Here is a 20,200-nt window from a genome sequence, read left to right on the forward strand (position 1 = left end):
AAAAACTGCCTGCAGGAAGCATATTTGTCCGCCACTAGTAAGCTCTTCAACAGAAAGCTCCCACTTTTCAGCAGCGCCCTCAGAACTGATCAAAAAGCATACATTTTTGCATTTTGATCATTTATTGCCCACCAGAAAGGTCCGAAATTTTAGTTAAGAACATCCTAACTTTTTTTGAATTTACATATTAATTTAATGTAAATATGCAAAACCTTCGGATAGACAGACTCCTTAAAGGTCAAAAAACAGCCAGTTAGATCAAGAAGAGAACAATATATTGTATTTCCATGAGATCTCCCAATGACAGGTTAGTTCCACTATTAAAAATGATCCTTTAAAGTCAGCCCGCACTAAAAATACAACAAACCAATAAAAGTGCCTCTAACGACATAAAGGATGCATTTATGATCAAGACCAAGTTGAGTATTGCTGTTGCTGCGTTCAGCACTCTGGCTACCGCTGCCGTGTCCGCGCAGGAAACTGCCGCTAGCCCAATTGTTGAAGAAGTGATTGTTACCGGTTCACGTATTGCGCGCGATCCGCTGTCCACCACCGGCCCTATTACTATTCTGGATTCCGCTGCCATCAAACGTTCAGGTGTTGGCACCGTTGACGAGCTGCTGAACCAGCTGCCATCCATGGGCACCACCGGCATCAACGCCAATGACAACAACGGCGGTGCTGGCCTGTCTTTCGTAGACCTGCGCAATCTCGGTTCCGAGCGCACGCTGGTACTGGTTAACGGCCGTCGCTTCGTTTCTTCCTCTTCCGGCGTAGGTTCCGCCGTCGACATGAACAACATTCCTGTCGACATGATTGAGCGTATCGAAGTGCTGACCGACGGTGCTTCCGCGGTATACGGCTCCGACGCCGTTGCAGGTGTTATCAACGTAGTCCTGAAAAAGGCTGTTGACGGCCCGATGATAAGTGTCCGCGGTGGTGCCACCAAAGACGGCGGCGGTGAGAACGGCGATATCTCTTTCACCTTCAGTGGTGAAGGCGAACGCGGCAGCTTCATTGCCAACATCAGCCACAGCCAGCGTGATGAAATCACCTACAAAGATCGCGAGTGGGCGAGTCTCAACAGCTCCATCACCCCGAACGGTAACGTCTACACCGACTACGGCAGCTTCAAAGTCAAAGAAGACGGCTCTGGTCTGACGGCAGGAGCAGAGTCTCATGAGATTGGCCAGTACATGTGGCTGTCTGGAGCTATGGAGCGCTCTTCCGCGACCGCCAACGGCACCTTCTCCCTGACTGACGCCACCGAACTGTACGGTGAAGCCAGCTTTACCACCAAAACCACCAACCAACAGCTGGCGGCGCAGCCGATGTACGGCGCCAACGGCATGAGTATGACCACCGACCACCTGACGCCTGCTATGCAGCAACAGTTGATGGCAGCGTGGGACAAAGCCGAGCAGGCATACCAGATCGATAAGGCTGCGTACGAAGCCGCACTGGCCGAGTGGGTAGCGCAAGGTTCACCGGAAGGTATGAAGCCGACTGAGCCAGCTGCGAGCCACGGCACTGCGTGGGATGCCAACCCGATCGATGTACGTCTGCGCCCGGTGGGCGGCGGCACTCGTGACTACGAGCAAACCACCGACACCTACCGTGTAATTCTCGGCGCGCGCGGCGACTTCGCTAATAGCTGGAGCTGGGATACCTTCTACAGCTACGGCAAGAACGAAGGCGAAAACGTTACCCGCAACTCCTACAACAAGCGCCTGCTGTCGCAGGTACTGGATGGCACTTCCCCTATCCAGAACCCGCAGTTCTTCGGCGGCATCGGCGCTGACGTACTCGACTATATCCGCTACGACGACCACGAAAACAACGAGTACGAGCTGGTAAACGCGGGCGCGAGCCTGACCGGCGACATCGAAGCCATCCAGTTCCAGGGCGGCACTCTGGGCTTTGCTGCCGGCGTTGAATACCGCGAGGAATCCGGTGAGTTCAATCCTTCCGTAGAAACTCAGACCGGTGATACCTTCGGCAACCAGCAAGACGCCACTGCGGGTGAATTCTCCGCTACTGAAGTTTTCGCGGAATTCAATCTGCCAATTCTGGCAGGTATGAAGTATGCCGAAGAGCTGACAGCAGATCTGGCAGTACGCTACTCCGACTTCGACACCTTCGGTGGCGAAAGCACCGGAAAGCTGGGTCTGGTTTACGCGCCGACCGAAGACGTGCGTTTCCGTACCAGCTACTCTACCTCCTTCCGCGCTCCGGGTATCTATGAACTGTTCAGCGGTTCTGCTCAGAGCTACGAGTACCTGGAAGACCCCTGCTACGCAGAAGCAGAGAAAGGTACTGGAGCCCATTGTAATAAGATCATTACGGCTTTCGACGGCCAGGTTCCGACCAATATCGGTGGTAACTCTGAGCTGACTCCGGAAGAAGCCACTACCTTCACCGCTGGTGTTGTGTGGACTCCGAGCTTCTTCAATGACTTCTCCATTACTCTGGACTACTTCGACATCGAAATCGAAGACGCAATCACCTCTCCGGATCTGCAGCTGATTCTGGATGACTGTGAACGCAGAGGTATTGCCTCCGCATGTGATCGCATCCAGCGCAACGACGCGGGCAATATCACTGCACTGGAAGGTGCGTTGATGAACCTGGGCCAGATCAACACCAAAGGTGTTGATATCGATATGACCCAGAACTTCGACTTCGACGCTGGCCAGCTGGCACTGCGTGCCCAGGCTACCCGTCTGCTTGAGTACAAAGAGTTCAACACCCAGACTGGTCAGACCACTGACTACAAGGGTTACATCGGCACCTCTTCCGATATGTACGTAAAATGGCGTGCGCTGACCAGCGCTACCTGGTACGGCAATTCCTGGAACCTGGGTGTTGACGCCCAGTACATCGATAACGGCCACAGCCCGTACCTCGACGTACCTTCAGCTACCTACATCAACCTGAAGGCTGGCTGGGACGTAACCGAGGCAATGAGCCTGAGCGCCGGTATTGACAACGTCGCCGACCGCGAGCCGTTCGACGGTTCCGGCGGCGGTGACTGGAACAGTACCTACGACTATCAGGGCCGCTACTTCTGGGCTGGTGCCACTTACCAGTTCTAAGTTGCCGACCTAAAGTCGATACGAAAAAGGGGATGCCACTGGCATCCCCTTTTTTTATTGTTGTTGATTCCTCAAATATTCCAGCTTGCGGTTGTACGCCTGTTGCGTGCCCGGGTTATTGGCGAGGGAAAAGGCGGCACTGAAATGTTCGAGGGAGTCTTCAATCTCACCCAACTTGAAGTTGGTAAGTCCCAGTAAAAAGTGAAAACGGTGGTCGTTTTCGTGCCTCCAGAGAGCACGCTTCAATTGCCGCTTCGCATTTTTGTAATCCCCGTGCTCATAGGCGTTGCGCGCCTGGTAATAGAGGTAATAAGGGTTTCGCTGCCGGTGGAAACGGGCCTTTTCCGCATACTGATCCGCAAGGGCAAACCGCTGCTGTTTGCGGTAGAGCCGCTCGAGATTGCTGATGGCAATGTTGTGATCCTCCTGCAATCGCAGCGCCTGCAGATAGCTCTGTTCCGCCGCCTCTGGCTGCTGGTTGCGGCTGTAAAAGGCGCCGAGATTTGCCCACAGGTCGGCGCTTTCAGGGCGCAATGCCAGCGCCTTGCGCAAATACAGGAAAGCCTGCCGCATGTCCCCCCGCTGCATCCACTCGATACCGCGGTTGCTATAATACTGTCCGAAGGCTTCGGCATCCGAGATTTTTTGCTGGTCGTACACCGGGTCGTACGCCGCCAGATTGAAATCCACGACACGGCGCCCGCGACTGGTTTCCGACACCATATTGATATGCCGGTACACTACAAAGGTCTGCGCCTCTTCATGCCCCCACACCGGTGGCACCTCCACCTGATTGAAATGCGCTTCCGCTCCCAGTTCCCGTGCCATCGCAACCATCATGACGGTAAACGCCATGCAGTTGCCCTGCTGTTGGGTGTAGGTCTCGGAAGCGGTGAGGGTCCGGTCAGCTTGATACTGAACAGTAAAATCGCGGTTTTCAAAGGCGTGCACCAGTGCCACCAGCCGCTGCTGTGGGCTTTCATCGGGTGCAATCTGTGCCAGATAGCGACGTATCTCCGGCTCCAGGCCAAGGATGTCGTCGTCCGGGAGCATTTCCGGTGCAACCGGTTCTGCAAACAGTACCTCGCCGGATAGCAGCCAGTTCGGGTCGATCGCGGCCTCGGGCGCCGGGAGTGTGCTACTGCAGCCCCAGAGCAACATCGACAGCAGGCACGCGCCGAATCTGGTGGCGCGTACAAACAGCACTTGTGACCAGCGCAATCTTTTCAGCCCAGAATTTTCCGGGGTTTTCATCGTTATTGTCCCCATATCGTGTTTTGAATTCCTGATTTTCCACGATTCCTGTCGTGAAGGAATACCTTTTACAGGTGCATTTCCTGTTTCATGTGTAACCATTCGCCAGCTTTTGAGACGACTGTTACACTGCCGGAGACATTTCATTAAAGCTATAACAACCGGGATTGCAGATATGACATCAAATGTCGCAGACGTCACTACGACGGCCCCCCGCACCGGCTCGGGCGAGTTGCTCGGCCATCCGAAAGGACTTTACATCTGTTTTGCGACAGAACTCTGGGAGCGATTCTCTTTCTACGGCATGAAGTATCTGCTTCTGCTGTATTTGACCAAGTACCACCTGTTCACTGACAGCGCCGGCTACGATGTACTCGGTGCCTACGCCGGTCTGGTTTACGCACTCCCGCTGATCGGCGGCTTGCTGGCGGACCGCTATCTGGGTATGCGCAAGGCAGTGCTGTTCGGCGGCATCCTGCTTTGCCTGGGTCACCTGCTGATGGCGGTGGAAGGTCACCAGGCCATTTCTTATGCCGCGGGGACCGTGCTCAGCGAAGCCATTACCCTGAATGACGGCAGTGTTATCGCGGCCGGTACCACCCTGGCCAGCGACGTGATCATCCAGGATGTGGTCGCACTGAACGTCTTCTTTATGGCGCTGGCGCTGATCACTGTGGGTGTAGGCTTCCTGAAACCGAACATTTCCACCATTGTCGGCCAGCTATACCCGAAGAATGATCCCCGCCGCGATGCGGGCTTCACCATCTTCTACATGGGTATCAATGTGGGGTCCTTCATCGCCACGCTGCTGTGCGGCTGGCTGGGTGAAACCTACGGCTGGGGTTACGGCTTCGGTGTGGCGGGTATCGGCATGCTGCTGGGTCTGATCACCTTCATGTGGGGGCAGAAATACCTGGATGGCTTGGCTGAACCCAGCCGTCCGGAAGTGCTGAAAGAAAAGGCACTCGGTCCGATCAACAAGGAATGGGCCGTTTACCTGGGCGGTATCGCGTCACTGGCGCTGGTGTGGTTCCTGGTTCAGAGTGAGCCGGTCGTTCACCTGGCGCAGAACAGCCTGCTGATTGTCGCCATCGTGGGCCTCATCCTGTTCTCCATGCTGCACAAAGACAGTAAGGGCAAGGACATGGTCGCCATCGCCATGGCAGCGGTAACCGCGGCTCTGGGCCTGATCTGGGCGTTTACCGACATAGACGTGTGGCTGGGCGGTATGCTGCTGGGGCTTGTCGCCTTTATCGGCTACGGCTTTGCCCGCCACTATAGCGAGGAGTTCTCCCGCACCGTGGTGCTGATGGTGCTGATCACTTCCACCATCGTGTTCTGGGCTCTGTTCGAACAGTCTGCTGGCTCCATGACGCTGTATGCGGACCGCGTGCTCGACCGCACCGTCGGGGATGGAGAAATCCGCGCCTCCATGTTCGGCTCCCTGAATGCCGGCTTCATCATGCTGCTGGCGATTCCCTTTGCAGCCCTGTGGGTGTGGCTTGGCAAGCGCGGCTGGGAACCCAGCACGCCGGTCAAGTTCGGCCTGGGGATCATTCAGGCCGGCCTCGGCTTCGGTGCGCTGGTTCTGGGTGCTGCATTCCCCACCGAAGCCGGCAAAGTCGCCATGATCTGGCTGGTGCTGGCCTACCTGCTGCACACCACCGGTGAGCTGTGCCTGTCCCCTGTTGGTCTGTCTGCGGTGACCAAGCTGTCCATCGGCAAGGTAGTGAGCGTGAGTATGGGAACCTGGTTCCTGGCCACCGCCCTGTCTGAAACCGTCGCGACCCGTATTGGCAAGATGGCAGCTATGCCTCAGGATGGGGGCACGGATGTGGCGTCTACACTGGCGACTTACACCAGCCTGTACGAATATCTGATGTGGTGGGGTCTCGGCGTCGGCGCGTTGATGATTGTCATTTCTCCGCTGTTGAAGAAAGGGATGTGCGGTATTCGCTGATTGGCGACAACCAAACGCACTAAAAAGGCCGCTGCGGGAAACCGCAACGGCCTTTTTGTTGACGGAAGTGTACAGACAAAACCACGTTGTAGGAGCCTGCGGTGACCGCCATGGATGGCGGAAATGCAAATTATGCAGGAGCACAAATTTGTCAGACGAATGATACGGAGCACTGACCGCTTCGCCTGCAGGCAGGCTCCTACGGAGTTGGTGCCATTAATTGATTACTACAGCGTAATTCAGCCAGATAAACCGCACACCGATCACAAACAGCAAACCGGCAAAGCAGTTTTTCAGCAGCTGCGGCGAGAGCCTGTGGGCCAGTTTGGCACCGAGGCGGGCAAACCAGGTGCTGGCAAGCACAATGCCGAAAAACGCCGGCCAGTAGATATAGCCACTACTCCACTGGGGCAGCTGCGGATTGCTCCAGCCCTGTACCGCAAAACTCAGTGCACCCGCCACCGCGATGGGCAGGCCGCAGGCGGCGGAGGTGGCGACGGCACGCTGCATGACAATATGGCAGCGGGACAGGAAGGGGACGGTCAGTGAACCCCCACCAATACCAAAAATGGCGGATGCCCAACCGATAAACGCTCCCACTACCGTCAAGCCGGCCTTGCCTGGCAGCCGGCTACCGTCTGTGGGTAGTTCCGCCTTGCGCAGCCCATCCAGCCACATTTTGAGGGCGATACCCACGGCGAAGAGGCCGATCAGGAATTGCAGCCAAGCGCCAGACAGCCAGTCCGCGGTAACACCGCCAATCCACGAGCCGACCAGAATACCCGGCGCCATCAATGCAACGATTTTCCAGTCCACCGCGCGCTTGCCATGGTGGGTGCGGATGGAACTGATGGAGGTGATGATAATGGTGGCCAGCGAAGTGCCAACGGCCATGTGCGTGAGGATTTCCGGTGCAATCCCCTGGGCCGTGAACATCAGTACCAGCGCAGGGACGATGATCAAGCCTCCACCGACTCCGAACAGGCCGGCGATGGTGCCCGCCGCCATCCCCACCAGCAAATAAAGCAATAAGACTTCCACCGTCCTTCCCCCAGTTTTCCTGCTTACAAAATTCATTCAAACAAAACGGCGGGAATGCCGTTTTGCACAGCCGAAGACTGCCCCACGGATGAGGGCCATGGGTGGCCCGAATGAAAAAACGGTGGCATATAGCCACCGTTTCCGTCAGCCCGCAAGCGGGCTGTCTGTGTCCCCGGAGGATTACTCCTCGCCGGTTGCCTCTTCTGCCTGATCGGCAGTGGCTTCCTTGATGGACAGCTTAATGCGGCCACGCTGGTCTACGTCCAGCACCTTGACCTTGACCATCTGGCCTTCGCTCAGGTAGTCGGTCACTGCGTTGACACGCTCTTCCGCGATCTGGGAGATGTGCACCAGTCCGTCTTTACCCGGCAGGAAGTTGACGAACGCACCGAAGTCGACAATGCGCACAACCTTACCTTCGTAGATCGCGCCAATCTCGGCTTCCGCGGTGATTTCCTCGATACGGGTAACCGCCGCTTCCAGGCTCACACCGTCTTCACCGAAGACTTTTACAGTGCCATCGTCTTCGATATCGATGGAAGCACCTGTCTCTTCGGTAATGGAGCGGATGGTCGCACCGCCTTTACCGATCACGTCGCGGATCTTGTCCGGATGGATCTTCAGAGTCGCGTAGCGCGGGGCATTTTCATTGACCACTTCACGGGAAGCGCCGATCACCTTGTTCATTTCCGCGAGGATGTGCAGGCGAGCCTGCAGAGCCTGCTCCAAGGCAGTCTCCATGATTTCTTCGGTGATGCCTTCGATCTTGATGTCCATCTGCAGCGCGGTTACGCCGCTCGCGGTACCGGCCACTTTGAAGTCCATGTCGCCCAGGTGGTCTTCGTCACCCAGGATATCGGTCAGAACGGCAAAGCCGTCGTCTTCCTTCACCAGACCCATGGCAATACCGGCAACCGGTGCCTTCAGCGGAACACCCGCGTCCATCAGCGCCAGACTGGAGCCACATACAGACGCCATTGAGCTGGAACCGTTGGATTCGGTGATCTCGGAAACCACGCGCAGGGTGTAGGGGAACGATTCCGGGTTCGGCAGAACTGCAGCAATGCCGCGGCGGGCCAGACGGCCGTGGCCGATTTCGCGGCGACCGGTAGCACCTACACGACCCGCCTCACCCACAGAATAGGGAGGGAAGTTGTAGTGCAACATAAAGTAGTCTTTGCGCTCGCCTTCCAGCGCGTCGATGATCTGCGCATCGCGGGTGGCGCCGAGGGTAGCAACTACCAGAGCCTGGGTCTCACCGCGGGTGAACAGCGCGGAGCCGTGGCTTTTTGGCAGCACGCCCACTTCCACGCTGATCGGGCGCACGGTCTTGGTGTCGCGGCCGTCGATACGGGGCTCGCCGCGTACCACGGCACCGCGCACGATTTTCTTCTCCAGCTTGCCGAAGTAGGTTTTTACGGTGCCCTCATCCACTTCTTCGGTGGCCAGTTCAGCCGCGGCGGCATTGCGCAGTTCGCCCAGACGGGTGGTGCGCTGCTGCTTGTTGGTGATGCGATAGGCTTCTTTCACCTGCTCGCCGAACTGGGTTTCCAGTGCGGACTTCAGCTCTTCGTTAACCGCTTCAGGTTGCCAGTCCCAAGTGGGTTTGCCCGCTTCGGCTTTCAGCTCTTCACAGACTTTAACTACCGCCTGCATTTCCTGGTGGGCATACAGCACTGCGCCCAGCATGATGTCTTCCGGCAGCTCAGCCGCTTCGGATTCCACCATCAGCACGGCGTCTTTGGTACCAGCGACAACCATGTCCAGCTCGGACGTTTTCAGTTGGCTGTAACGCGGGTTCAGCAGGTAACCGTCTTTTTCGGTGTAGCCGACGCGCGCAGCGCCGATCGGGCCATTGAACGGAATGCCGGAGATCGACAGAGCCGCTGAGGTACCAATCATGCTGGCAATATCCGGATCCACGTCTTTTTCCGCGGACAGCACGGTGATCATCACCTGTACTTCGTTCATGAAACCTTTCGGGAACAGCGGACGGATCGGACGATCGATCAGGCGGGAAGTCAGTGTTTCTTTTTCCGACGGGCGGCCTTCACGCTTGAAGAAGCCACCGGGAATTTTACCGGCCGCGTAGGCCTTCTCTTGGTAATGTACAGACAGCGGGAAAAAGTCCTGACCGGCTTTGGCGTCTTTGGCACCGACAACGGTACAAAGAACAACGGTTTCGCCCATGGTGACAAGCGCCGCACCGGTAGCCTGGCGCGCGATGCGGCCGGTTTCGATGGTGACCTGGTCTTTCCCGTACTGGAAGGTTTTGGTTACTGGATTCACTAGTATCTTTCCTGTTTCCTTACGGCTGCTGGCCCATTCCAACAGCCCCTACAGTGTGTTCGCCTGCAAGCAGGCTCCTACATTTTACAAATCATTGTGTAGGAGCCTGCTTGCAGGCGAATTTCGCCGGGCCAAAGCCAAAGGCCGCCCAGCATTCCCAGGGAAACATCTTTGCCCCTGAAAATTCGTCAATTCTTACCGCTAAAAAGAAGAATGCCCGCCAAGGGGCGGGCATTCTCAGGGTCTTAGCGACGCAGGCCGAGCTTGGCGATCAGCTGTGCGTAACGGTTCAGATCCTTGCGCTTCAGGTAGTCCAGCAGCTTACGACGCTGGTTTACCATGCGGATCAGACCACGACGGGAGTGGTGGTCTTGCTTGTGAGAAGCAAAGTGACCCTGAAGCTTGTTGATGTTGGCGGTCAGCAGGGCAACCTGGACTTCCGGAGAACCGGTATCACCAGCCGCCTGGCCGTGCTCTTTCAGGATGGCTGCTTTTTCAGATGCAGACAGTGCCATAACGAATTACCTCGTTCGTAACATGCTTTGAAAATTCGGCTGACCCGTGCATGTTTACAGATCAGCTAATTACGTTTGCAGGATGTCCTGCGCACAGCACCTTTTTACCGTCATTCCGGACTTGTTCCGGAATCCACTGGATACCGTGCCGAATCGAGTCCGGCATGACAAAAGCGTCCGGTATGACGACAGTCAGGAGTGCTATTTCACCAACCGGCGGGGGGCGACCCGCCCGTCATCGGTAATCTCTCCAACGCCCAGAAATTCGCCACTTTCCAGGAAGAGGCGCACCATATCACCTTCATCGCCCAAACGATAGACCTGCAGATCCATCACCGGCTGACCCTGACGCAGATAGTAACCCGAGTCATCCGTAAGGATCATTTTGGGCAGTCCGGAGGCGGGAGAATCCGCCGGCAGCAGGTGGTGATCCAGCAGTTCCGCCTGGCCATCACCGCGCTCGGCAGTGAGCTCGTCCAGGGTGACCGCATCCTCCTCACGGTAGGGACCGGCGGCACTGCGGTGCAGTTTTTCCACGAAAGCACCGACACCGAGTACTTTGCCCAGATCCTCGGCGAGACTGCGCACATAGGTCCCCTTGGAGCAGTGCACCTCAATTTCCGCCCGCGGCAACTTGTCAGGAGAGTCAGCCCCGGGAATAAATTTAAGCAATTCGTAGGAATAAATTTCCACTTCCCGCGCTTCCCGCTCCACCTCGATGCCCTGGCGCGCCAGTTTGTACAGCGGCTGGCCGTTGTACTTGAGCGCCGAGTACATGGATGGCACCTGACGGATAGTGCCGCGGAAAGCTTCCATCGCCTTGCGCACCTGCGCCTCGGTGACCCCGGACGCATCACTAGTGGAAACCACATTGCCGTCGGCATCTCCTGTCTCGGTGGTCATCCCGAGGCAGAAGGTGCTGCGATAGCGCTTGTCAGCATCCAACAGGTACTGGGAAAACTTGGTGGCCTCACCGAAGCAGATCGGCAGTACACCGGTCGCCAGTGGGTCCAACGCACCGGTGTGGCCGGCGCGATTGGCGAAAAAGAGACGTTTGGCTTTTTGCAGGGCGTCGTTGGCCGTGATTCCGGCGGGCTTGTTCAGCAACAGCACACCGTCGACCTGGCGTCCCCATTTTGGTCTGCGGCCCATCAGTCGTTACTTTCTTCCTGAGAGCCTTCCTGACGGCCTTCATCGCCGCCGCGGTCTTCGTCAATATCGACATGTTTCTGATCCGCCTTCACGGCCTTGTCGATCAGTGCAGAGAGGTGCTGGCCGCGCACGGACGTCTCGTCGTAGCGGAAGTGCAGACGGGGAATGGTACGGATCTGGATCTCTTTGGCCAGCTGACTGCGCAGAAAGCCCGCCGCCTTGTTGAGCGCGGCCATGGAAATTTCAATCTTGCTCGGATCGTCTTCACCCACCAGGGTCACATAGACCTTGGCAACGGTGAGATCGCGACTCACTTCCACGTCGTTGACATTGACCATGCCAACCCGCGGGTCGCGCACTTCGTGCTGAATCAGCTGGGCCAGCTCGCGACGCATGGCATCGGCGACCCGGTCGGCGCGGTGGAATTCTTTGGCCATTGAATACCTATCGAAAATGGCTGTTCGCCTGCAAGCAGGCTCCCACAAAACACTCTGTAGGAGCCTGCTTGCAGGCGAACCAAAATGGGCCCCGGCCTTGGCCGGGGCGACGGACAATTACAGCTCGCGAGCTACCTTGGTGATGTCGTAGACCTCAATCTGATCGCCGGGTTTGACATCATTGTAGTCTTTAACGCCGATACCACACTCCATGCCGTGACGGACTTCAGCCACGTCGTCTTTGAAGCGGCGCAGAGACTCCAGCTCGCCCTGATAGATCACCACGTTGTCGCGCAGTACACGGATCGGTTTGTTGCGGTAGACGGTACCCTCGGTAACCATACAACCGGCAATGGCGCCGAACTTGGGCGAGCGGAATACGTCGCGCACTTCGGCGATACCGACGATTTCTTCGCGCACTTCCGGATCCAGCATGCCGGACAGGGCCTGCTTCACTTCGTCCAACAGGTTGTAGATCACGCTGTAGTAGCGGATTTCCACGCCCTCGTTTTCCGCCAGTTTGCGCGCGGCCACATCGGCACGGGTGTTGAACCCAAGAACGATGGCACCGGAGGTGAGCGCCAGGTTGACGTCGTTCTCGGCGATGCCGCCGACGCCGCTGGACACCACGGTCACAGACACTTCCTCGTTGCCGATGTCCATCAGTGCAGACTGGATGGCTTCCAGGGAGCCGCGCACATCGGTCTTGAGCACCACCGGCAGGACTTTCTTCTCACCGGCCTCCATGTTCGCAAACATGTTCTCGAGTTTGGCCGCCTGCTGACGCTGCATACGCTCGGAACGCTCTTTCTCGGCGCGCTGCTCCGCCACTTCGCGCGCTTTGCGCTCGTCCGCGACCACAAGGAACTCGTCACCGGCATTGGGCGTGGAATCCAGGCCCAGCAGTTCCACCGGCGTGGACGGGCCAGCATCTTTCACGGACTTGCCCAGCTCATTGGTCATGGCGCGCACGCGGCCGAAGCTCTGGCCGGCAAGGACGATATCGCCGCGCTTCAGTTCGCCGTTTTGTACCAGCAGTGTGGCAACCACACCGCGGCCCTTCTCGAGACGCGCTTCGATCACCACACCGGTGGCAGGTACGCCCACCTTGGCTTTCAGTTCCAGCATTTCCGCCTGCAGGGATACCGCTTCCAGCAGCTCGTCGATGCCCTGGCCGGTGTGCGCGGACACCTGCACAAACTGAGTGTCGCCACCCCAGTCTTCCGGGATTACGTCTTTGGCCGCCAGCTCGTTCTTCACGCGGTCCGGATCGGCCGCTTCCTTGTCGCACTTGTTGATTGCGACCACCAGCGGTACGCCCGCCGCCTTGGCGTGGGCGATAGCCTCTTCGGTCTGTGGCATCACGCCGTCGTCCGCCGCAACCACAAGAATCACTACGTCGGTGGCCTGGGCACCGCGGGCACGCATAGCGGTAAACGCGGCGTGGCCGGGAGTATCCAGGAAGGCGATCTCACCGTGGCTGGTCGGCACCCGGTAAGCACCGATGTGCTGGGTAATACCACCGGCCTCACCAGAAACCACTTTGGTGTTGCGGATGTAATCCAGCAGCGAGGTTTTGCCGTGGTCGACGTGGCCCATAACGGTAACCACCGGGGCGCGCGACACTTCTTCCCCTTCCACCTGCTGGGACTGGGCAACCAGTTGCTCTTCCAATTCGTTCTCGGAGCGCAGAACCACCTTGTGGCCCAGTTCTTCCACGATCAGGGTTGCAGTTTCGCGATCCAGGCTCTGGTTGATGGTAACCATTTCGCCCATTTTCATCAGGCGCTTGATCAGCTCGCCGGCTTTGATATTCAGCTGCTTGGCCAGATCGCCGACGGTGATGGTCTCGCCCAGTTGTACTTCGTACACTTGTTTTCCTGTCGGCCTTTTGAAGCCGTGCGTATTCTTGACTTTCAGCGTCGGGCGAGACAGGGAACGCGTACTGCGCTTTTCCTCTTCGTCGCTGTCGAAGGCTTCCAGTGCCGCATCAAAGAGCGAGGTTCTACTGGTCTTTTTCGGGCCGGACTTGCTGCGACGGCCACCGCGACGCTTGCGCGGCTCGTCGTCGTCTTCTTCGCGAACAACGTCAACCGTCTCGTGCTTACGGCGGGGAGCGGCCGCCTTGGCTCCGGCTTCCTCGGCATCTTTCTTCTTGGTGAGCTCCACACGCTCGGCGCGCTCTTTCTGCTCCTGCTCAAGACGTGCGCGCTCTGCTTCTACGCGCGCTTTCTTCTCTTCCAGTTCGGCCGCTTCGCGCTCGTCTTCCTTCTTGCGACGCTCAATGGCGGCAAGACGCATGACTTCGATGTCATCGACATAGCTTGAGCGGACGGGCGGTGCTTCCGGTTTGGGTTCCGGTTTCGGCTCGGGTGCCGCGGCCTTTTCAGCTTCTGCAGATTTCGCATCGGCGGCTTGTTCCGCAACTTTGGCTTCGGCTTCCGCCTGTGCCTTCGCCGCTTCTTCCGCTTCCTGACGGGCTTTGGCTTCCGCCTCGGCACGCGCTCTGGCCTCGGCTTCGGCAGCCTCCTGCTCGGCGCGCGCGCGCTCGGCTGCGGCCTTTTCTGCCGCGGCCAGCTCTTCCTCGGCCTTCTTCAGGGCGGAAGTATCCAGCTCGGGCTGTTCGGCCTCTTCGGTCTCTGCGCGCTTGACGTAGGTGCGCTTCTTGCGCACTTCCACATTCACTGTTTTACGGCCGGCGCCCGATCCGGTTTTCAGTGTTGTGGTGGTTTTGCGCTTGAGGGTGATCTTGCGAGGTGAAGCGCTCTGCTCCCCGTGACTGCTTTTCAGGAAGTTGAGCAGGACCTGTTTTTCTTCCGCAGATACCTTCGCATCTGCTGAAGTGTGGGGCAAACCCGCTTCCTGCATCTGCTTGAGCAGACGCTCTTCGGTGGCACCAACCGATTTGGCGAGTTCGCTAACTGTTACTTCGGCCATTCTCTCTCCTAAAAAGTCACTTGGTGGCAGAGCAGCTTCAATGCATTTTGCTGCTCCACCCTTGACCTGCACAGCAGGCAATTCGTGGCGCGCACCCAACAGCGGTGCGCGTGGCCGGGCACAGGCCCGGCACTGGGGTATCCAGCTTATTGATCACTGTCGTCGGCGAACCAGGGTTCGCGGGCTTTCATGATCAGCGCGGCAGCGCGCTCTTCATCCATACCTTCAATGTCGAGCAGGTCATCTACCGCCTGCTCCGCCAGGTCTTCCATGGAGGCCACGCCGCGGCTCGCGAGCTGGAATGCCAGCTGGCGATCCATGCCTTCCATGTTCAGAAGATCTTCCTGCGGCTCACCAGCATCCAACTGTTCTTCAGACGCCAGCGCCTGGGTCAGCAGGGCATCCTTGGCGCGGGCGCGCAGCTCTTCGGCAATCTCTGCGTCAAAGCCTTCGATGGTAAGCATCTCTTCCAGCGGCACATAGGCCACTTCCTCGAGGCTGGTGAAACCTTCGTCCACCAGAACACCGGCCACATCTTCGTCGATATCCAGGCGCTCCATGAAGACTTCCATGATGCTGCCGGACTCGGCCTCCTGCTTGGCCTGCCAGGCTTCAACGCTCATCACGTTGATCTGCCACTCGGTCAGCTCGGATGCCAGGCGCACGTTCTGGCCGCTGCGGCCGATGGCCATGGCCAGGTTTTCTTCGGCAACCGCCACGTCCATGGAGCCAGCGTCTTCATCCACAACGATGGATTCGATTTCCGCCGGAGCCATGGCGTTGATGACGAACTGGGCAGGGTTGTCGTCCCACAGCACGATATCCACGCGCTCGCCGGACAGTTCATTGGACACCGCCTGCACACGCGCACCGCGCATGCCCACACAGGCCCCCACCGGGTCGATACGACCGTCGTTGGTTTTCACCGCAATCTTGGCGCGCAGGCCCGGGTCGCGCGCGGCGCCCTTGATCTCAATAACCTGCTCGGAGATTTCCGGCACTTCGATGCGGAACAGTTCGATCAGCATCTCCGGACAGGAGCGGCTCAGTATCAGCTGCGGGCCACGCGCTTCCGGCAGAATTTCCTTCAGGATGGCGCGCACACGGTCACCGAGACGGAAAATTTCGCGGCCAACCAGCTGGTCGCGGGGCAGGCGCGCTTCGGCGTTGTTGCCCAGATCCACAGCGATAAAATCGCGAGTCACCTTTTTTACAGTGCCGCTGATCAGATCGCCGACGCGATCGCGATATTCGTCAACGATTTTTGCGCGCTCGGCTTCACGAACCTTCTGCACGATCACTTGCTTGGCGGTCTGCGCGGCGATACGGCCGAACTCGACGTTTTCCACCAGCTCCCGATACACGTCGCCGGCTTTCAACTCGGGATCTTTCTCGTGCGCTTCTTCCAGAGTGAACTGGGTACCCAGTTCCGCCAGAGTCTCATCGTCCACCACTTCCCAGCTGCGGAAAGTTTCGTAGTCACCGGTGCGACGATTGATGATCACCTGGATGGTGGAATCTTCGTCGTAGCGCTTCTTGGTGGCCGTTGCCAGGGCCGCCTCGATTGCCTGGAAAATAATCTCCCGGTCAACGCCTTTCTCGTTGGAAACCGCCTCGGCTACCAGCAAGATTTCTTTGTTCATGCAGCTGCCTCTTCAAAAACGCTACGTGCTTTTAATTCAATGCCATGGTGAGGGGCACGCGTGCCATCCCCACCCGCTACTTCTGCATTGCCCTTCAAAATATTCCCGGAAACTCCGGGGACGAAAACTACTTTGCTCGCGCCTGTAGAGAGCACCACAAGCTGTGCGGGGAACGCGCTACTTCTTCTTTCCGCTCTCGAACTGCGGAATCACATTCGCCCGCTCAATACTGTCGATCGGCAGCAGGTATTCATTTTCGCTGTCGATGCGCAGGACCACTTCATCGCCTTCCACACCGGCCAGCAGGCCGCGCCACTTGCGCTGACCTTCAAGCGGCATACGCAGGCGCACTTCTATCTGGGCGCCCATAAAACGCTCGTACTGTTCGAGTTTGTACAGCGGGCGGTCCATCCCCGGAGAGGAAACTTCCAGGGTGTAATTGCCGCTAATGGGGTCTTCCACATCCAGCACCGCACTCGCCTGGCGGCTGACCTTTTCGCAGTCCTCCACGGTGACCCCCTCCTCCGCATCAATGTAAATGCGCAGCAGGGCATTGCGGCCGTGGGTCTGGTATTCGATGCCCCACAACTCACAACCCAGTGATTCCACCACCGGAGCCAGAAGTTCTTCCAAAAGTTCGCGCTTGCTTGCCATATCACCACTTTGGCCCGCGATCGTGTCAGCCGTATTGCCGACCGCCGGGGCGGATGTGCAATTGCCGCAGCAGATTGCAAAAACAAAAAATGGGCAGCGGAGCTGACCCCACGGTCCGAATGAGAAACCGCGGCGCCGACTCCCGGCCCATTCGGATGGCAAACCAGGCTAATCCCGTTTGCCGCAGATACGAAAAAGCCCCTAACAGGGGCTTCAACTGCGTAGTCACACTCAACACACCAGAGAGCGACTACAGAATTTGGTAGCGGGGCAGGATTTGAACCCTAGACCTTCGCCGGCTATGCCGCCAGAGGTAAAAAGAGAGCCCGTCGGGCATCTCGCCAAGTACCACTGGCACCGAATTTGGTAGCGGGGGCAGGATTTGAACCTACGACCTTCGGGTTATGAGCCCGACGAGCTACCAGGCTGCTCCACCCCGCAACAACAACTCTGGGATATCACAACCACTTACAACTTCAGAAGTATAAATGGAAATTTGGTAGCGGGGGCAGGATTTGAATCCTAGACCTTCGCCGGCCATGCCGCCAGAGGTAAAAAGAGAGCCCGTCGGGCAACTCGCTAAAACCACTGATACCAAAATGGTAGCGGGGGCAGGATTTGAACCTACGACCTTCGGGTTATGAGCCCGACGAGCTACCAGGCTGCTCCACCCCGCACCAACAACCCTGGAAACCGACCTGGTAAGACTTCGATTTCCCGCGGCGGGTAACCCCAACCGCTCAGAGGCTGCGCATTCTATTGATCCCCTCCGGGGGAGTCAAGTCACTTCTGGCATTTAATGGAACGCCCACCGCCGACGTTGGAATCAGTAGCAAATTTACAGCTGCCACCACAAGGCAATTGATAAACATTCTCATTTTTCTTATGATCGCCACCCAAATTAACGGGTGCAGCAGACACCCGGGCCGGGTCAGCACTTCCCGGCTCTTGTGAGGTGAACTGCAAGTGACATCCACAAGACAAACACCACCTTCAACACTACTGACTCTCAGGAGCCCTGAATGCGCGGGACACGCACTTCTCTTGCCCTGGCGATTGCCGCTGCCAGTTCAATCACCACATCCATTGCGAGCGCTGCAGAAAGCGATGCGCGCCTTACCGAAGAAGTTGTGGTGACCGCCAGCCGCACCGAGAAACCCCTCAGTGCCATCCCCAATACCGTCACCCTGATCGACCAGCAGGAGCTGACCCGACAGATGGCCGCCACCAGCGACTTGTCCACGATTCTCGGCAACCTGATCCCAAGCTTCTCTCCCAGCCGTCAGAAGATGACCAATGCCGGTGAGAGCCTGCGTGGGCGCAAGCCGCTGTACCTGATCGACGGCGTGCCCCAATCCAACCCGCTGCGCGATGGTGGCCGCGACGGCCACACTATCGATCCGCTGATGCTGGAGCGGGTGGAAGTGATTCACGGCGCCAATGCCATCCACGGCATGGGCGCCTCCGGCGGCATCATCAACCTGGTGACCCGCACCCCCAGCGAAGACTTCCAGCAGAGCCTGCGGGTGGAGTCCAACCTGCAGACCGAAGAAGTCGGCGACACCTTCGGCTACAACGGCAGCTACAGCCTGTCGGGCAAGGTAAACGATGTCGATGTGCTGGCGAGCCTGACCTACCGCGACACCGGCATCAGCTATGACGCCAACGGGGAGATTGTCGGTTTCGACAACACCCAGGGCGACACCATGGACAGTGAAACCATCAACGCCTTCATCAAGACCGGCTACAGCTGGGACGACCAGCGCGTGCAGCTGACCGTCAACCACTACCTGGTGGAAGGCAACAACAACTGGCTGAGTGTCGACGGAGACATTTCCGAAGGCATCCCCACCACCGCCATCGAGGCGGACGTACCCGGCAAGTCCCCCTCCAATGAAGTGACCACCATCAACCTGCAGTACAGCAAGGAAAATTTCCTCGGCCAGAAACTGCGCGCACAGGTGTTCTCTCAGGACTTCGCCGGCACCTATGGCGGCACGCCCAGCGGCACCTTCCAGGATCCAGCCTACGGCGAGATGGTGTTCGACCAGTCCCAGAACAACTCGGAAAAACGCGGCCTGAAGCTGACCCTGATCAAAGACGATATTGCCGGCGCAGCGCTGAGTCTCGCCTACGGTGTGGATCTGCTGCGTGACGAAACCTGGCAACAGCTGATTCTCACCAACCGCGCCTGGGTCCCGCCCACAAAATACAAAAACATCGCCCCATATGCGCAGGCGGAGTTCAGCGGCATCGAGCGCATGACCATCACCGCAGGCGTGCGCCGTGAAATTTCCGAACTACAGGTAGACGACTTCACCACCCTCTACTCCTACAACGGTGGCCAGTTTGTGGAAGGCGGCAATCCGGAGTTCAGCGAGACCCTCGGCAATATCGGTGCTACCTACACGTTCAATGACGCGCTGAGGGTGTATGCCAATTACTCCGAAGGCTTCTCCATGCCGGATGTGGGCCGCGTACTGCGGGGTATCGACGAGCCAGGCCTCAGCGTGGAGAGCTTCCTCGACATGCAGCCGATTCTGACCGAGAACCAGGAAATCGGGCTGAATTTCAGCATTGACAGATTCACCGCGCAGGTCGCCTACTACACCTCCGATTCCGATTTCGGCCAGCGCCTGAACCTCGGCAGCGACGGCATCTACAGCGTCAGCCGCGAGCAGACCGAGATCGACGGCGTGGAGCTGCGCGGCCAGTGGTTCGCCACGGATACCGACACCATCGAAGCGCGCTACGCCTATACCAAGGGCCGCTACGACTCCAATGACGACGGCAAGGTAGACACCGACCTGGACGGCCGCAACATCGCCCCCAACCGCTTCAACCTGAGCTGGGCGCGCAACTGGACTGACGATTTCAGCACCCGCCTGCAGGCCAACTGGCTGCTGGACCGGGATTTTAAAAACAGCGCGGGTGTGGTGACCAAGGAATTCGATGGTTACACCATCATCGACGCCAGTGCCCAGCTAAAGGCGCTCGGCGGCGAATTTGCACTGGGCCTGCAGAACCTGACCAACGAAGACTACTTCACCTACAACTCCCAGACCGCGGGCAACGACATCCGCAACTTCAGGGGCCTGGGACGCAGCGTGAACCTGTCTTACTCGAAAGTGTTCTGATTGTTGATGAGTAGATAGACTGTTCGCCTGCGAGCAGGCTCCTACGGGCAGGCTTCCTCCCAATGCGTAGGAGCCTGCTTGCAGGC

12 protein-coding genes and 2 tRNA genes are annotated in these 20,200 nt (G+C 58.0%); 3 read left to right on the plus strand and 11 right to left on the minus strand.

Annotated features, from left to right (window positions below; all coding sequences use genetic code 11):
* The first annotated feature begins 404 nt into the window (after positions 1-404).
* Positions 405-3,095, plus strand: a complete 2,691-nt coding sequence (locus tag GNX18_RS09470) for a TonB-dependent siderophore receptor (RefSeq protein ID WP_166217408.1) — start codon at positions 405-407, stop codon at positions 3,093-3,095.
* Between the two features lie 54 nt (positions 3,096-3,149).
* Here the strand turns inward: GNX18_RS09470 and GNX18_RS09475 are convergent, their stop codons facing one another.
* Entirely contained in the window at positions 3,150-4,349 is a 1,200-nt protein-coding gene (locus GNX18_RS09475) for a tetratricopeptide repeat protein (protein ID WP_166217410.1), read from the minus strand.
* 175 nt (positions 4,350-4,524) lie between these two features.
* Here GNX18_RS09475 and GNX18_RS09480 point away from each other — a divergent pair, with 175 nt between their 5' ends.
* Positions 4,525-6,309 carry a peptide MFS transporter gene (locus GNX18_RS09480; protein ID WP_166217412.1) on the plus strand — a complete coding sequence of 595 codons (1,785 nt, stop codon included), beginning with the start codon at positions 4,525-4,527 and terminating at the stop codon, positions 6,307-6,309.
* A gap of 216 nt (positions 6,310-6,525) precedes the next feature.
* Here the strand turns inward: GNX18_RS09480 and GNX18_RS09485 are convergent, their stop codons facing one another.
* The 10 genes from GNX18_RS09485 to GNX18_RS09530 all read right to left on the minus strand — a co-directional run bounded on the left by GNX18_RS09485 (position 6,526) and on the right by GNX18_RS09530 (position 17,654).
* Positions 6,526-7,350: a sulfite exporter TauE/SafE family protein gene (locus tag GNX18_RS09485; RefSeq protein WP_138233791.1), complete on the minus strand. Its 825-nt coding sequence runs from the start codon at positions 7,348-7,350 to the stop codon at positions 6,526-6,528.
* Between the two features lie 180 nt (positions 7,351-7,530).
* A complete protein-coding gene (pnp, locus tag GNX18_RS09490) occupies positions 7,531-9,639 on the minus strand; it encodes a polyribonucleotide nucleotidyltransferase (RefSeq protein ID WP_138233790.1) in 2,109 nt (702 codons plus the stop codon).
* A 245-nt stretch (positions 9,640-9,884) separates the two neighbouring features.
* On the minus strand, positions 9,885-10,154 hold the full coding sequence (gene rpsO / locus GNX18_RS09495) for a 30S ribosomal protein S15 (RefSeq protein WP_105103464.1): 270 nt from the start codon (positions 10,152-10,154) through the stop codon (positions 9,885-9,887).
* A 201-nt stretch (positions 10,155-10,355) separates the two neighbouring features.
* Positions 10,356-11,306: a tRNA pseudouridine(55) synthase TruB gene (gene truB, locus GNX18_RS09500; RefSeq protein ID WP_138233789.1), complete on the minus strand. Its 951-nt coding sequence runs from the start codon at positions 11,304-11,306 to the stop codon at positions 10,356-10,358.
* Positions 11,306-11,743 (minus strand): 30S ribosome-binding factor RbfA, encoded by a 438-nt coding sequence (gene rbfA / locus GNX18_RS09505; protein WP_138233788.1) that lies wholly within the window; start codon positions 11,741-11,743, stop codon positions 11,306-11,308. The genes truB and rbfA overlap by 1 nt, the downstream gene beginning before the upstream one ends.
* 117 nt (positions 11,744-11,860) lie before the next feature.
* The gene (infB, locus tag GNX18_RS09510) at positions 11,861-14,680 is read right to left on the minus strand and encodes a translation initiation factor IF-2 (protein WP_138233787.1); all 2,820 of its coding nucleotides are present in this window, start codon (positions 14,678-14,680) and stop codon (positions 11,861-11,863) included.
* A 146-nt stretch (positions 14,681-14,826) separates the two neighbouring features.
* Positions 14,827-16,323 (minus strand): transcription termination factor NusA, encoded by a 1,497-nt coding sequence (gene nusA / locus GNX18_RS09515; RefSeq protein ID WP_138233786.1) that lies wholly within the window; start codon positions 16,321-16,323, stop codon positions 14,827-14,829.
* A 177-nt stretch (positions 16,324-16,500) separates the two neighbouring features.
* On the minus strand, positions 16,501-16,977 hold the full coding sequence (rimP, locus tag GNX18_RS09520; RefSeq protein ID WP_138233785.1) for a ribosome maturation factor RimP: 477 nt from the start codon (positions 16,975-16,977) through the stop codon (positions 16,501-16,503).
* Between the two features lie 364 nt (positions 16,978-17,341).
* Positions 17,342-17,418, minus strand: a tRNA-Met gene (locus GNX18_RS09525).
* Positions 17,419-17,577: 159 nt separating this feature from the next.
* Positions 17,578-17,654: transfer RNA gene (locus GNX18_RS09530), tRNA-Met, on the minus strand.
* Between the two features lie 345 nt (positions 17,655-17,999).
* Here GNX18_RS09530 and GNX18_RS09535 point away from each other — a divergent pair.
* Positions 18,000-20,114, plus strand: a complete 2,115-nt coding sequence (locus GNX18_RS09535; RefSeq protein WP_166217417.1) for a TonB-dependent receptor — start codon at positions 18,000-18,002, stop codon at positions 20,112-20,114.
* Positions 20,115-20,200 lie beyond the last annotated feature (86 nt).

Source organism: Microbulbifer sp. SH-1 (genome assembly GCF_011326135.1).
GTDB lineage: Bacteria > Pseudomonadota > Gammaproteobacteria > Pseudomonadales > Cellvibrionaceae > Microbulbifer > Microbulbifer harenosus.